This window comes from Bacillus cereus group sp. MG20 (assembly GCF_040459885.1).
Classification (GTDB): Bacteria; Bacillota; Bacilli; order Bacillales; family Bacillaceae_G; genus Bacillus_A; species Bacillus_A cereus.
The window spans coordinates 3,765,423-3,779,218 of the sequence record NZ_JARVHF010000001.1 but is presented as its reverse complement, the minus strand read 5'-3'; the positions used below and the strand labels follow the sequence as shown (position 1 = coordinate 3,779,218).

Below are 13,796 nucleotides of genomic sequence, written 5' to 3'. Positions count from 1 at the left end.
AGTCATATACAATATGTACTGTCCTTTATTTTTGTATCAACACTATCACCTTACCTTTCGCCTACTATACACCTTTTTTATTGATTTTCCTCTCCTCCACCTTTTGCATATCCGCTTTTTTATTTTCATTGGATCTATATCCAAAGTAAAGTAGCGCACATGTAATAATAGAACCTACAATGTATCCTAAAAAACATCCTAACCAAAACATAAAAATTGCCCCCAATCCATTATAAATTTTATGTAGTAGACATCTGTAAAACGTTCTCAGTACCTCCGTTTTTTATTACAGATTGGAAAATTCCCTTAACCATTCCATCCATGAACATTCTGTCTTCTCTATTTTGATTATTATCTATAAAGTTATTTATACCACTAATTCTTCCATCATCTCAAATAACAACTTTATTATTTATTATAAAGTTTGCACTCACACTACATATATGTAGCATCACTGTCTCTTTTTCATTTTACCCTTGCAACTGGAGTTTACTTCTACAACTTAAAAACAAAAAACCCCCTCAAAGCATAAACTTCAAGGGGTGAGCCTGTTTTTTATTTACTTATATACGTACAGCTGTACCACTTACAGCAACCATTAACATTCCATCACGAACAACTTCGTAATCTACGTCAACACCAACGATAGCGTTCGCACCTTTTTGTTTTGCAAGTTCTTTCATTTCGTCCATTGCGATATCACGAGCTTCTTTTAGCTTACTTTCATAAGAACCAGCACGACCACCGACAACATCACGAACTGAAGCGAATAAATCGCGGACAATATTTGCACCCATAATAGCTTCACCATTTACAATATCGATATACTCAATAATTTCTTTACCTTGAATTCCAGACGTTGTTGTTACAATCATGACTGACACTCTCCTAATAAGTTGTAGTTTTGATAAGCTTTCTTATGTCTTTATTATGACATGGAAAAAGTATCTAATCCATTGAATTACCTTACAGGAATGTGACAGTTTTGTAATAATAAAGCGCGCATTATGTTTAATTTTAATAAAGTGCTTTAATATTGGGATACATAAACGATTCTCTATTTTCTTTCCAATCCTTTTCTACTTCTTTAAAAGTTGGTCGCCCTAATTCTTTGTTATTTTCATGTTTACTAAACCATTTTTTCACATACTGGTCTCCATTTTTGTTTTGAACTGTACAAAGGAAACTATTACTGCTATCCTTTAATATTTTTACAATCACGAAAAGGCACCTCTTCCCTTTTAAATAACATGATAGAACTTGATCTTTTACTATAAGCCCTTCCTCTCTTATAGTCATACGACTCCTCGGCCGCGCCAAAGTTGTAAGATCAAAAAACGATATTCACTTTGTTTATATTTTATTTAAAGAAATCAGAGTTATAGGCATTATGCTTATCAAATATTTTATAGATTTCTAACTTATCATCTAATTTTGCATCTACTAAAATTAATATATTTCCATCGTAAATATACTCTTCATATTTCTTAGCATGGTCTTCAGGGATTCCTAAGCCGATAAATGCCCCTATTAAACTTCCAGCTCCACCGCCAATACCGGCTCCTCCAATAGCTGCTGCGATCGGTCCTGCTGCTACGATTGGACCCATTCCAGAAACGGCAAGTACACCAAGACCTGTTAATAAACCACCAAGCCCGCCTGCTACCCCTCCAGCTACAAGCCCTGTCGCTGAAAAGATATCTGCTTTATGTGCAGTTTCGCTATTCACTTTTTCACCCGATTTTTCTTCTAGATGTTCAATTTCCTTTTGATCTTTCGCAATAGCTGAAATGTTATCTGCTGAATATCCTTTATCATTTAATTCATTAATAACGAGTGCCGCATCATCAATTGTTCTAAAAACACCTACTATTTTTCTATCTACATTCATAACTATTAACCTCCTAAAGTTTTATGTAATGTATCTTTATTTTTCTTCATTTCTGTATACACTAATCTTCTTATTAACATAACCATTTACGAAAAAAGCGAATAGTAAAAGCACTACAAGTGAACTACTTAACAAGTAAATTAAATCAAATGTAATATTAATCATCATTTCATTCATGTATACCAGGCTCCTTTTTATTTAAAGTAAAAGTATATTTTGATAGACTAATCTACTAAACATAGACATCTTACAATTCATCTTCAGTCAATCTCTTTGTAGTATATGTATACCCTTCCTAACCTTTTCTAAACGTAAAAAACTATAATTATATTTTTTCTTATTTATATGTTTAACATTTTTTAAAACGGGTATGTTTATATTGTTATGCTTACTATATGGAAAGGAATATTACGATGAACGCCATTCACTCTACTACTATTTCTTATAATGAAACACCTACAATAACGCAGATTCATCATTTTTATGCTTTAATGACAACATTTCAAACGAATGTATTTATAGGTAAACACGGAGCACTTACTTCTATTAAAAACTTAAGCACTCTAGTATCCTTTTTCCTTACTGTAAAAAAGAAAGATCTTATATTATTTATTTTTGAAGGAATAGATGCAAAAAGAGCTTTAAGAACACTCTTCCCTTCTTAGAATGTTTGTTATCCTCTATTCCCTCGTTTACTACCTTTCATATATGTTTTTATATTTCAAAATGATTTCCTCTATAAAAAAAGAACCCCCTAATACAATAGGGGGATTTCTAGTTTGGCCTTATGAAAACTGATATAATATATATTACGTTTTTCATTCTTTAAAATAGAAAAGTTTTAATAACCTTGAAGGTAGGAATTTTTAATGAACTCGAAAGCAAAATTTAGTATTCGCTACAAAATTATGGCTGGTTACTTAGTTATCATTTTGTTCTTACTTGTTTCTTTCATTATGTTAAACAATGAGATTTCCAACTTACAAAAATCTCGTAATTTTATTATTGATCATGATTTTAAAGTTCTCAATTTAACGAATCAAGTGGAGAAAGAGTTACTAACAATTGAAAATAAAGCGAAAGGGTTTATCATTTCTAATAACCCTAATTACGTGCAGTCCCTTAACTCTGCGGAAAAGGATTACGAAAAACATTATCAAGATCTTTTTTCTTTATTAGAGGATAACCCCTCTCAGCAAGAAAAATTAAAACAGATTAACGAAAACATTACTAGTTGGATTAATAAAGAGATTCACCCACTCATTACAAATAATAATAGTAATAATGTACAAACAATTGACACGACTCAAATTCAGTCATTACAGTCGCAGCTAACTAACTTCCGGAGCACTGAGGAGCAACTAACGAAAAAAAGAGCTGCACAATTAGATATTGAAAATAATAAATTAGAGATTTGGTTATACAGTTTATTGTTCTTACTTTCTTTTATTTCCATTATCGTTTCACTCTATATTTCGAATTCCATTACAAAAACGATTAAAAATGTAATTCAAGCTATTAAATCAATTTCTTCTAAAGAAAAAATTACGGAAAGAATTCATGTAAATACACATGATGAAATAAAAGATCTTGCTCATACAACGAACCACTTACTAGACGAAATATCGAAAAGAGAGTGGTTACAAACTGAGCTTGCAGAATTAATTTTAATGTATCAAGGTGTATCTTCTATTGAGATGTTAGGTAAAAAAATTCTTAGTGGAATTATACAAAAAACGCAAACTTCTTGCGGTGCATTTTATGTACGTGAAGAATATGAAGAAACTGTCTACTATGTGAAAAAAGCTTCTTTCGCCGATCAAGGTGCTGATATTGGAAAACAATCCATTAAAATGGGTGAAGGTTTCATTGGACAGTCTGCCTTAGAAAAGAAAAGTTTTATTCTCAGGGATATACCCGAAGAGTTTCGTTATGTCACTAGCGGAGTATTAGAAATACGTCCTAAAAATCTACTAGTCATCCCTATCTTATTTGAGGATGAGGTGATTGCAGTAATGGAGTTAGTAAGTGTAACTGAGATTTCAGACTTACATCAAGATTTAATTCAACAAACTATTGATAATCTAGGTTTAACAATCCATAGCATTATAGGACGTATGCGAATTCAAACTCTTTTACATGAATCACAAGCAATGACAGAAGAGTTACAAGTTCAATCAGAAGAATTACAAACGCAAGCGGAAGAACTACAAATGCAAGCGGAAGAATTACGAACAACGAATGAACAATTAGAGTCTAGAACTGAAGAAGCTGAACAAAAGACAGCTGACTTACAAATTACCAAATCAGAATTAGAAGAAAAAGCAAGCGAGTTGTTACGCAGCTCAAAATACAAATCTGAGTTCCTAGCAAATATGTCACATGAATTACGCACACCGTTAAATAGTATTTTACTATTATCTGAAATGTTAAGAGAAAATCATGATAATCATTTATCGGATGATGAAATTGAACTAGCAACTGTCATTCATTCATCAGGGAAAGACTTACTTACTTTAATTAATGACATACTAGATTTATCTAAAGTAGAAGCAGGCAAACTAGACATCATTTTTGAAGCAACGAACATAAGTGACATGGCAGCCAATATGCATCAAAACTTTTTACATATAGCTGCACAAAAAAATGTCGAATTTACTATTGAAGACAGTGATACGATTCCTGATTTGTTTTATACAGATGCAAAACGGATTGAGCAAATTATTAAAAACTTATTATCCAATGCATTTAAATTTACAGCAAAAGGATCCGTTTCTTTACATTTCGATTCGATAGAAACAAGTAATTTAAGTCATGATATGCAGTCTATAAGTAAAGATTGGATTACAATTTCAGTAAAAGATACTGGTATTGGTATCGCTAAAGAACAGCATCAACTTATTTTCGAAGCCTTTCAACAGGCAGATGGAGCAACGATTCGAAAGTATGGTGGTACAGGATTAGGTTTATCTATTTGTAAAGAGTTTGCTAGATTGTTAGGTGGTTGGATTACGTTAGAGAGTAATGTAGGAGAAGGTAGTACTTTCACGGTATATATTCCTAACCTTCCAAATGGATTACATGATATACAGTTACCCAATTTAGAAGTCGCAGCAACGATAGAAGATGTTATTCCTGCTGAAGTTGTTGAAGAAACTATCGTTACTACCGAAACAAATAACGTCTTCCAAGAGAAAACCATTTTAATTGTCGATGATGATCATCGAAATATATTTGCGTTACAAAATGCATTAAAAAAACAAAACGCCAACATTATTACTGCCCAAAACGGCATAGAGTGTTTAGAAATACTAAAAAGCAATACAAATATTGACCTTATTTTAATGGATATTATGATGCCTAATATGGACGGTTATGAAACGATGGAAAATATCCGAATGAACTTAGGGTTACATGAAATACCTATTATCGCATTAACTGCTAAAGCAATGCCAAATGATAAGGAAAAATGTTTATCTGCTGGCGCTTCAGATTATATAAGTAAACCATTAAACCTACATCAACTCTATTCGGTAATGAGTGTATGGTTAATAAAATAAGTGAGGTTTAGTTGGAGTGGAAAATAAGTATTATAATTTTGATCCATCAGTAGATACGGATGAGCGCACAAACTTAGAAATTGAATTACTATTGGAAGCGGTATTTAAACTATCAGGATTTGATTTTCGCCAATATGCTCGCACATCTATTTATAGAAGGATTTGTAATCGAATGCAGCTCTCTAATATCCCAACCATTTCAAAATTAATTGAAAAAGTAATTCACGAGGAAGGGGTTTTAGAACAGTTATTAAATGATTTCTCGATTAATGTAACTGAGATGTTCCGTAACCCTGCCTTTTTTAAAGCGCTAAGAGAGCATGTTATTCCTGAATTGAAAAAGCAACCTGAAATTAGAATTTGGCATGCTGGATGCGCAACTGGTGAAGAAGTATTATCGATGTCCATCTTACTTCACGAAGAAGGATTAAGTGAAAAGTCGGTTATTTACGCAACAGATATGAATACAAATGTGTTAGAAAAAGCAAAACAAGCTATCCTCCCGTTAAATAAAATGCAAACTTATACGAAAAACTATTTACAAGCTGGCGGTACACAAGCATTTTCTAACTATTATTCAACAGATAATCGTTTTGCTTATTTTAATCCTTCACTGTTACAAAACATTATTTTTGCACAGCATAATTTAGTAACCGATCAATCTTTTAACGAGTTTCATATTATACTTTGTCGTAACGTTTTAATTTACTTTACAAGTAAACTTCAAAATCAAGTGCAGCAACTATTTTATGAAAGCTTAGGTCATAATGGATTTCTATGTTTAGGAAATAAAGAAACTCTTCGTTCTTCAAATATAATGCCGCATTATACACAATTTAATCCTAGTGAACAAATCTATCAAAAAATACAATAAAAAGCGTATGAAATCCTCTGTTTGGATTTCATACGCTTTTTATTTCGCATTCGTTTGTATCATAATTAGACACATATCATCTGATTGCACTTTCTTTTGTTCTTCCTTGTAAAACCCTTCTATCTCGCCTTCTAAATCTCCCCATTTTCTTTCTGTAAAAGTACGTAATTTCTCTTCAGACTCAAATTCATCATTTGCAATTGCTTCAAGAACACCATCTGTAAACAATAATATTTGAGCGTTCTTCTCAAAAGGTATAACTGTCTTTTTAACTTTTATTTCATCAAAAAATCCTACGGCACAACTCCCGCGATTTAGTTCAACCATATTTGTTTCATCAACTAAAACGTATCCAGAAGGATGCCCTGCGTTTACATATTCAATCGTTCTCTTTTCTGTATCTACTACTAAATATATCGCTGTAAAATAATATGGAATATCGTCATTCTCATTATGTAAAAGAGTCATATATTTATTTAAGTCTTTAATGACAAGTTCTGGATCGATTAAAGATTTAATCGTTTCACGTAATACAGACGAAATAAACATACAAACTAATGAAGCAGATATACCATGTCCCATCACGTCTAATAATATAATACCGTAGCGGTTTTCATCGATTTTATACCAATAATACATATCTCCAGCTAATTTAAATGAAGGTAAGTAACTTGCTTCAATTTTTATATAATCTTCTCTTAATGGGCTACTTAATAAGTTTCTTTGTACTTGCGTAGCTAAATCTAGTTCATTCCGAAGATTTTCTTCTTGTTCTTTATGCCAATTTAATTCTGATTTCAAGCGTAACGCTACACGCATACGTGCTAATAGTTCAACTTTATTTATAGGTTTCGTAATATAATCCATTGCCCCCATATCAAGAGCTTCGGCCAATTTATTTGCATCCTCTAAAGCTGTAACAAAAATAATAGGAATATCTTTAAACTTCTCCTCTTTTTGTAATCGCCTACAAACTTCAAGTCCATCAATTTCAGGCATCATAATATCTAATAGTATTAAATCAATTTCATTATGCCTGGAAGAATCTTTTCCAAACTGTATGTATTCGAAGAGCTCTTGTGCAGAATTGAGCGATACAAGATCATGATATCCGGCTTGTTTTAAAATCTTCTCAATTACAAAGATGTTAACCGGATTATCATCGACAATTAAAATGGACACAAGTTATTTCCCCTTTTCTTATTTAAAATGTAAATCTATTATCATTTTCTATTTTTCTAGTATTACATACTCAGTTACAAAATAAAAATTTCTTACTCAAACATATTTATACAACAAAAGAACAAACCCCTAGAAATAGGAATTTGTTCTTTCACTCTATAAATTTCTACTTTTAATTTAAAACCATTGCTTTATCATTTAAAAGACGATCTAATTCTTCCATATGATTAGTTTCATCTGCAATCATATCTTCTAGTTTTACAACTAACTCTGTCATATTTAATTTCGCTGCCTGTTCTTTTCTCGTTTCATAACGCTTAATTGTTTCATATTCTGATTGTCTAGCGGATTCTAACATTTCTCTAACATCTTCTACTTGTTTCACTGGTAAAGGGATCGTAGTAGGTGTACCACCTAGCGTCTTAATTTTCTCCGCTAAATATAGGGCATGTCCTTGTTCATCACTAATTTCAGATTCAAAGAAAGGTTTTAACACTTGTCTATATATACCAGAAACTGTAGCTGCATTATGGTTATACATAATAATTGCTGAGTATTCTCCTGCTAAATCTTCATTCAATCCTTCGATTAGTTCTTTCACATCGTGTGACATTTTCATATCTCCTCCTATACTTAATAAGTACCCCTTTTCTCATGTTTTAAACATAATTATTTTAAATTTTTATGTATCTAAAAACGCGGCTTGCTTCAATTTACTTATCGCTTGTCTTTTAATACGAGAAACGTGCATTTGTGAAATACCTAACCGTTCCCCTGTATCTTTTTGATTTAAATTTTCTCCAAATATATAATGAATAACACTCTTTTCCGTATCATTTAATACGTTAAAAATATCCTTTAAAACGAGACGCCTTTCTGTCTCTTCATATCCTCGCTCTACTTCACCTACAGATTCAATTCTCGCTACCGAACTTCCATCAGATGAATTTTCAACTACATCATCTAAGGAAGATACTCGATAATTATTTTTCGCATCCATAATCTCTAGAACTTCCTCTTCCGATAGTCCTAAATGATTTGCAATTTCTATTATCTTCGGTGAACGTTGCAGGTGATCTGTTAACTCCTCTATCGCAAGTTTAATTTTCCCGCCCAAATCTTTAATTCGTCTTGAAACGTGAATGCCCCAAGTTTTATCACGTAAATACTTCTTTATTTCCCCTACTATCGTAGGTATTGCAAAAGGCTCAAAAGCATTCCCTATCGAATAATCATACCTTCTTATTGCACCTAAGAGCCCTAACATCCCTACTTGTATAATATCCTCATGCATCGGCCCGCCTTTTGAATAGCGATATGCAATGGAATATACGAGATTTTTATAATGATCAACTAACCTTTCCTGCGCTTCATTACATTGGTTTTGTTGGAATTCTGCAATTAGCTTAATAACGTCTTCTTTAGTAAGAGTTGTAGGTTGAGATTGGATTTCCATCATTCTCCACCTGCTCTCTTTGTATATATTTTGTCATTAAAACTGTCATGCCCTCATCATGCATAATTTGTATATCATCCATTAATGTATTGATTAAATATAAACCTAAACCATTTTCCGGCAAATGTTCTACTGGTTTACTAATATCATACGGACCAACTTTTCTTTTTAAGTTATTAAAATCAAAGCTAACCCCATTATCCGCAACCATAATTTCTAATCGATCTTCATATAGCCCAAAGACAATTGTAATTTCTCCAACGTCTTCTTTGTATGCATGTTGTACAATGTTTGTACACGCCTCACTAATAGCAATTTTCATATCTTCTATATCGTCATAAGCAAAGCCCATTCGATTCGCAACACCAGCCATTGTTAAACGAATAATAGCCACATATTCTGCCTTTGCAGGAATTTTCATTTCTATCTTTTCAAATCTCTCCATCATCCCTAGTCACCTTCTTTCTACTTTTTCAAAATCGGAATTCAAATTTAATATTTCTGTTAACCCTGTAATATCGAATAATCTTTTTAATCTTTTAGATACACCGATAAACTCTAGTTTTCCATCATTTTTCTTAACTGCTTTTAATAGCGCTATAAAAACACCTAAACCAGTACTATCCATATAATCTACGTTATGAAAATCTACTACGATATGAACCTCTTTTTCGCTTGTAATAGGTATTACCTTATTTTTTAAATCTGATGCCGTATACGCATCAATCTCACCATTAAGTTGTACCGTATAACCTACATCATTTTGCAAAATATTTATTTCCAAATTCATCATTTCCGCCCCCTTATCTCAAACTTTTACTATTTAATTACCCATAAAAATTAGGTTTAAACATATTTTTTTATTTTCATTATAAATAAATTTTCTACACCTTTCTCGGCTTAACACTTAAAAAATACTACCGAATGTTTAAACCTTATAAATTTGTGTATGTATAATGTATAAACATTATTTTTAGGGGGATCTATCTATGGAAGAGCACAACTTTAAAAAGGGAGATTTTGTTCAATTTTCTTATCGACACGATCATGCTACAAAATTAGTTGGTTCCATTATTAATTTACTAACGAATACAATTGTAGTTGATATAGGTAATAACGTGGACTTATCTCATTTAGAGCCAAGGCAAGTCGTAAAAATAAATAATTGTGAAAAAGTAACGATGGTTTAATACATAATAAAAAGTGTAATTTCAATGAGTGGGGGCCTTCATCCCCCGCTTATTCCTATGCAGATTACATTAAAAAAGCATCCAAATTAGTTTAATTGGATGCTTTTTTATGTATATTTATCAGTTCATTCACTTTATAGTTATATATAATAAACTTAAGATTACTATTCATTATCATACTTACGCTTTCCGTAGCATTCTAGAGAAGAATGTAACGATTAAAATAAAGACGATTGCACCTAATAACGCTGGAAGAACAAAAATGCCTCCCCATTCAGGACCCCAATGACCAAATAACGCACTACCTACCCAAGATCCAATCAAACCAGCAATCACATTACCAACTATACCTAAAGGAAAGTCTTTTCCCGTAATCATTCCAGCTAACGCACCAATAAGTCCACCTACAATACACGTAATAATAAGTCCCACAATTAGACCCCCTATATATTTTTATAATGGATTTATCAAGCTTTGGTGTTTAACCAAAGCTTGATAAACATGTATTATTCTTTATTATCCAATCCATCACTTATCTTTTGTTTCACTTTTCCGACTTTTTCTTTTATAGTTCCCTTCGTCTTCTCCCACTTCCCTTCATTTTTCAACTCTCTATCTTCTGTAACTTCACCAATTCCTTCTTTTAATTGCCCTTTTTTCTTTTCAACTTTACCAGTAATTTGTTCTTTCAGCCCGCTCTCACTCATATTTCCCATCTCCTTTTCGTAATAGATTTATAGATGTAAAGGGTACAAAATTAAATAGAATACATGCATCTTCTTTCGTGTAACCATTCACCGACTCTTTCTAAATCCTTAACGAATAACAAGATTTTCCCTTCATCTAGCTTTTCTTCGTAGAAGTTTGCTTCTTCCTCATTAAGCCCTAACTCCTGCATCTTATTTCTTAACTGATCTCCCGATTTTTGAAAGACGTTAATAATGCTTGTCCCAAGTCCTTCCTCTTTTATTCCAATCGTGTTCACGTCTGCATTATCTGCGATTCTATCTGTCCTCTCTTTCTCATGTGTTAACACGTAAATATCTTTTTGTTCTATTCCTTTCTTCACTAGATCATTCGCCGCATTCATGACCTCTTTCTCCGTAATAAATTCATATACAAAAGGTTTACTATACTTCGTTTCCATCTTTAACTTCCTCCTTTAAAATGAATTATTTGTTATATTATATGTAGTACACCTATTTTCGAAATGTTAAACATAAAATATGAAAAAAATTATGTGAATTTTAATTTTAATAGAAAATGAACAACATCATTTACCACTTTAAAACATCTTCCCCTTACAATAACTACCTGAATTAACAGAAAATTGTTATAATTAAACTCAAGGAGGAATACTATGAAAAAAATCATATCTATATGCGCTCTAACCGCTCTATCTTTCACTTTAATAGGTTGTACAAGCACCTCGGCTACAGATAAAGCTTCACAAGTTAAGCAAGAACACACACAACATACCTTTCAATTAAACTCCGCAAATATTTCAGACATTGAAATACTAAAAACAACAAATCATACTACTTCCAAATCTCAAACAGATAACGAAGAAATGATAAAATCTATCGTTTCAGCAGTTCAAAATGGAACACCTAAAACAATCACTTTAGATCAAAAAAAGAGAGAATCTGCACATTCTACTATTACCGTTACATATAAAGATGACTCAAAAGAAGAATTTCTTGTATGGGTTGATAATAAGGAACAAATTACAATCGCTAAAAATGAGAAGAAAGATAAGGTAGAAGGTGTGATAGTGAATATTAAAGATGCTAAAATGATGAAGGATTTCTTTTAAAATTCTAGTTAACGTTAAAAAAAGAGTAGGATTACATCCTACTCTTTTTTTAATCATGCTCAATAAATAGACTTTTATAAAAGCTATTTAAGATCTAATTTTGCTAAATCATGTTGTAAAACATTATTTCCTTCTTGTGGGTTAAATACGATTGCACTAAGACCAAAAACATTCGTAACAACATCTCTATCTTTCGGACGAATGATTCTTACTTCATAAGCAAAAAGTGCTGGAGGAAGAGCTGCTGAACGAAAAGTAACATATCGATTAGGTGGCAATGTTTGCGTTGAAGGGTCTATTAATGGTAACAATACCGGAGAACCAGATGACCAATCAAACATTTCAACAGTTACTCTACGAGTATCGTCAGGATCAACATTCATAGCATCCACAGTAAGAAATAACGTAGCGGAATGTCTACGTAATATACCCGTTGATAAAGTTTCATTATGATGTTCACAGCATTTTTTTGGAGGGTGACCATAGCCATAACTCATACCAATTCCCCCCTTTCATTTACAATTAAGGACAAGTATTCCTTATAATATATAATGCTAGTATTCTTTTATTGAAAGGTATAAAAGCGGATTTCTATCTATATTTTTGGATATTTTATTTTTCATTTATTCGCTTTTAAAGAATGATATAGACTCTCCTATTTTGCCTTTGAATTCCTTCTAAGAATATATTCTGCCCTCATCAATCGAGGTCTTACTCCCCGACAAATAGCGGGATAAATCTATTTTGAAAAGGACCTGCTCCATTCATTCGTAAAAGCATACAGTAAATGGAATCCGTTAAAACACATGAGTGACCCCTTGGTTTTCCCTTCCTATTAAAAGGAGGAACTGTTATGGGCTTTGGTGGTAGTTGTGGTGGCTGTGGCTTCGCTGGAGGATTTGCTTTATTAGTTGTATTGTTCATTTTATTAATCATCGTTGGAGCTGCTTGCTTCTGCTAAAAAACTATCGGAAAAGACACTTTTATATGAGTGTCTTTTCTTCATAAAAAATACGCAATGTGCAGTTTAAGTGTAAGATATAGTATTACATCCCCCTCCAAAATGAACTTCGATACTATAAATTTCGTTTAGGTGCAATCTTAAAATTTTAGTTTAATAGCAATATGGTGAAACTCTATTCCATATAATATTACTATTGCAGAAAAGTAAAACAAACTGGACAACCTAGATTTCAAACTGTAAGATTAGATGTTGGTGAAATCGGGCAGCAAAGCATATATAGAAAATAGGTGTTAATTTTGAAAATCAATAAAAAATTTGAACCATTAATTTTTAATATCTTAATGATTTTAGGTATATCTAGTATTATCTCTTTCGTCATGGTTTCAATGAATGTTGGATATACAGCTTTATTTCTCAAATCATGGATGAAAACATGGGGAATTGCTTTCGTACTTGCATTTTTAGCTTCTAAATTATTACCCTTTGTAGTTAAAAAGATAATGAAAATCTTCACTTTTGTTGAGAATGATGCTTAAGAATAAAGTGATGTACTGCGTAGGTTCATTCCAATTAAAAGAGTTCATTATCACAAAAACTTAACCTAGTAAAATGTTTCAAATCGAAGAAAGACACCTTAAAGGTTGTCTTTTCTTTATAAGTAAAAAAAGCCCGCCTATTTCCGTAGGCGGGCTTTATCTTTATTACACAATATGAAAGTATACTCTCTTTTTCACTGAAATTTTATGTAATTATACATATTCATGAAAATAGAAGAAGTAAAATATGCCAAAATAAAAAATGAGCCAAATCCCCCTAAATAGCTATATAGAGATGAAGTTGTTATGACAACATATTTTCCACCT

The 13,796-nt window shown here is 32.0% G+C and carries 21 protein-coding genes; 7 read left to right on the top strand and 14 right to left on the bottom strand.

All coding sequences use genetic code 11. From position 1 onward, the window contains the following. Positions 1–64: 64 nt before the first annotated feature. The 5 genes from QCI81_RS19390 to QCI81_RS19370 all read right to left on the bottom strand — a co-directional run bounded on the left by QCI81_RS19390 (position 65) and on the right by QCI81_RS19370 (position 2,068). On the bottom strand, positions 65–211 hold the full coding sequence (locus QCI81_RS19390; RefSeq protein WP_166504393.1) for a hypothetical protein: 147 nt from the start codon (positions 209–211) through the stop codon (positions 65–67). Positions 212–563: 352 nt separating this feature from the next. Further along, the gene (locus QCI81_RS19385; RefSeq protein ID WP_000637511.1) at positions 564–875 is read right to left on the bottom strand and encodes a YbjQ family protein; all 312 of its coding nucleotides are present in this window, start codon (positions 873–875) and stop codon (positions 564–566) included. A 142-nt stretch (positions 876–1,017) separates the two neighbouring features. Then, a complete protein-coding gene (locus QCI81_RS19380; RefSeq protein ID WP_000635853.1) occupies positions 1,018–1,221 on the bottom strand; it encodes a DUF4028 family protein in 204 nt (67 codons plus the stop codon). Positions 1,222–1,360: 139 nt separating this feature from the next. Further along, positions 1,361–1,891: a general stress protein gene (locus tag QCI81_RS19375; protein ID WP_065228404.1), complete on the bottom strand. Its 531-nt coding sequence runs from the start codon at positions 1,889–1,891 to the stop codon at positions 1,361–1,363. Positions 1,892–1,927: 36 nt separating this feature from the next. Beyond that, positions 1,928–2,068, bottom strand: coding sequence for a hypothetical protein (locus QCI81_RS19370; RefSeq protein WP_001004571.1), 141 nt, complete (start codon positions 2,066–2,068; stop codon positions 1,928–1,930). Positions 2,069–2,304: 236 nt separating this feature from the next. Here QCI81_RS19370 and QCI81_RS19365 point away from each other — a divergent pair, with 236 nt between their 5' ends. The 3 genes from QCI81_RS19365 to QCI81_RS19355 all read left to right on the top strand — a co-directional run bounded on the left by QCI81_RS19365 (position 2,305) and on the right by QCI81_RS19355 (position 6,325). Then, positions 2,305–2,556 (top strand): hypothetical protein, encoded by a 252-nt coding sequence (locus QCI81_RS19365; protein ID WP_053565099.1) that lies wholly within the window; start codon positions 2,305–2,307, stop codon positions 2,554–2,556. A gap of 204 nt (positions 2,557–2,760) precedes the next feature. Next, positions 2,761–5,451 (top strand): ATP-binding protein, encoded by a 2,691-nt coding sequence (locus QCI81_RS19360; RefSeq protein ID WP_071731867.1) that lies wholly within the window; start codon positions 2,761–2,763, stop codon positions 5,449–5,451. Between the two features lie 16 nt (positions 5,452–5,467). Next, positions 5,468–6,325 (top strand): CheR family methyltransferase, encoded by an 858-nt coding sequence (locus tag QCI81_RS19355; RefSeq protein ID WP_353810873.1) that lies wholly within the window; start codon positions 5,468–5,470, stop codon positions 6,323–6,325. 39 nt (positions 6,326–6,364) lie between these two features. Here the strand turns inward: QCI81_RS19355 and QCI81_RS19350 are convergent, their stop codons facing one another. From QCI81_RS19350 to QCI81_RS19330, 5 genes are all read right to left on the bottom strand, one after another. Next, positions 6,365–7,507, bottom strand: coding sequence for a fused response regulator/phosphatase (locus tag QCI81_RS19350; RefSeq protein ID WP_071731866.1), 1,143 nt, complete (start codon positions 7,505–7,507; stop codon positions 6,365–6,367). Positions 7,508–7,679: 172 nt separating this feature from the next. Then, on the bottom strand, positions 7,680–8,120 hold the full coding sequence (locus QCI81_RS19345) for a ferritin-like domain-containing protein (RefSeq protein ID WP_000017755.1): 441 nt from the start codon (positions 8,118–8,120) through the stop codon (positions 7,680–7,682). 69 nt (positions 8,121–8,189) lie between these two features. Next, a complete protein-coding gene (sigB, locus tag QCI81_RS19340) occupies positions 8,190–8,966 on the bottom strand; it encodes an RNA polymerase sigma factor SigB (protein WP_353810872.1) in 777 nt (258 codons plus the stop codon). Continuing rightward, complete coding sequence (gene rsbW / locus QCI81_RS19335) at positions 8,929–9,411, bottom strand: anti-sigma B factor RsbW (protein ID WP_003269702.1); 483 nt, start codon at positions 9,409–9,411, stop codon at positions 8,929–8,931. The genes sigB and rsbW overlap by 38 nt, the downstream gene beginning before the upstream one ends. A gap of 6 nt (positions 9,412–9,417) precedes the next feature. Then, positions 9,418–9,756: an STAS domain-containing protein gene (locus QCI81_RS19330; protein WP_071731864.1), complete on the bottom strand. Its 339-nt coding sequence runs from the start codon at positions 9,754–9,756 to the stop codon at positions 9,418–9,420. 196 nt (positions 9,757–9,952) lie between these two features. Between QCI81_RS19330 and QCI81_RS19325 the strand changes: the two genes are divergently transcribed. Beyond that, positions 9,953–10,153, top strand: a complete 201-nt coding sequence (locus QCI81_RS19325) for a methyltransferase (RefSeq protein WP_353810871.1) — start codon at positions 9,953–9,955, stop codon at positions 10,151–10,153. Positions 10,154–10,333: 180 nt separating this feature from the next. Here QCI81_RS19325 and QCI81_RS19320 read toward each other — a convergent pair whose 3' ends face one another. From QCI81_RS19320 to QCI81_RS19310, 3 genes are all read right to left on the bottom strand, one after another. Beyond that, positions 10,334–10,585: a GlsB/YeaQ/YmgE family stress response membrane protein gene (locus tag QCI81_RS19320; protein ID WP_000522903.1), complete on the bottom strand. Its 252-nt coding sequence runs from the start codon at positions 10,583–10,585 to the stop codon at positions 10,334–10,336. 74 nt (positions 10,586–10,659) lie between these two features. Next, positions 10,660–10,860, bottom strand: a complete 201-nt coding sequence (locus QCI81_RS19315; RefSeq protein WP_053565102.1) for a CsbD family protein — start codon at positions 10,858–10,860, stop codon at positions 10,660–10,662. A gap of 50 nt (positions 10,861–10,910) precedes the next feature. Continuing rightward, complete coding sequence (locus tag QCI81_RS19310) at positions 10,911–11,300, bottom strand: YflT domain-containing protein (protein ID WP_071731862.1); 390 nt, start codon at positions 11,298–11,300, stop codon at positions 10,911–10,913. A gap of 213 nt (positions 11,301–11,513) precedes the next feature. Between QCI81_RS19310 and QCI81_RS19305 the strand changes: the two genes are divergently transcribed. Next, positions 11,514–11,969 carry a hypothetical protein gene (locus QCI81_RS19305; protein ID WP_053565104.1) on the top strand — a complete coding sequence of 152 codons (456 nt, stop codon included), beginning with the start codon at positions 11,514–11,516 and terminating at the stop codon, positions 11,967–11,969. Positions 11,970–12,052: 83 nt separating this feature from the next. On the opposite strand, the gene QCI81_RS19300 is transcribed toward QCI81_RS19305, so the two are convergent. Then, the gene (locus QCI81_RS19300; RefSeq protein WP_000120208.1) at positions 12,053–12,466 is read right to left on the bottom strand and encodes a hypothetical protein; all 414 of its coding nucleotides are present in this window, start codon (positions 12,464–12,466) and stop codon (positions 12,053–12,055) included. A 356-nt stretch (positions 12,467–12,822) separates the two neighbouring features. Between QCI81_RS19300 and QCI81_RS19295 the strand changes: the two genes are divergently transcribed. Both QCI81_RS19295 and QCI81_RS19290 read left to right on the top strand, forming a co-directional pair. Then, the gene (locus QCI81_RS19295; RefSeq protein ID WP_000505670.1) at positions 12,823–12,930 is read left to right on the top strand and encodes a YjcZ family sporulation protein; all 108 of its coding nucleotides are present in this window, start codon (positions 12,823–12,825) and stop codon (positions 12,928–12,930) included. A gap of 299 nt (positions 12,931–13,229) precedes the next feature. Continuing rightward, positions 13,230–13,469, top strand: coding sequence for a DUF2798 domain-containing protein (locus QCI81_RS19290; protein WP_000700226.1), 240 nt, complete (start codon positions 13,230–13,232; stop codon positions 13,467–13,469). Positions 13,470–13,796 lie beyond the last annotated feature (327 nt).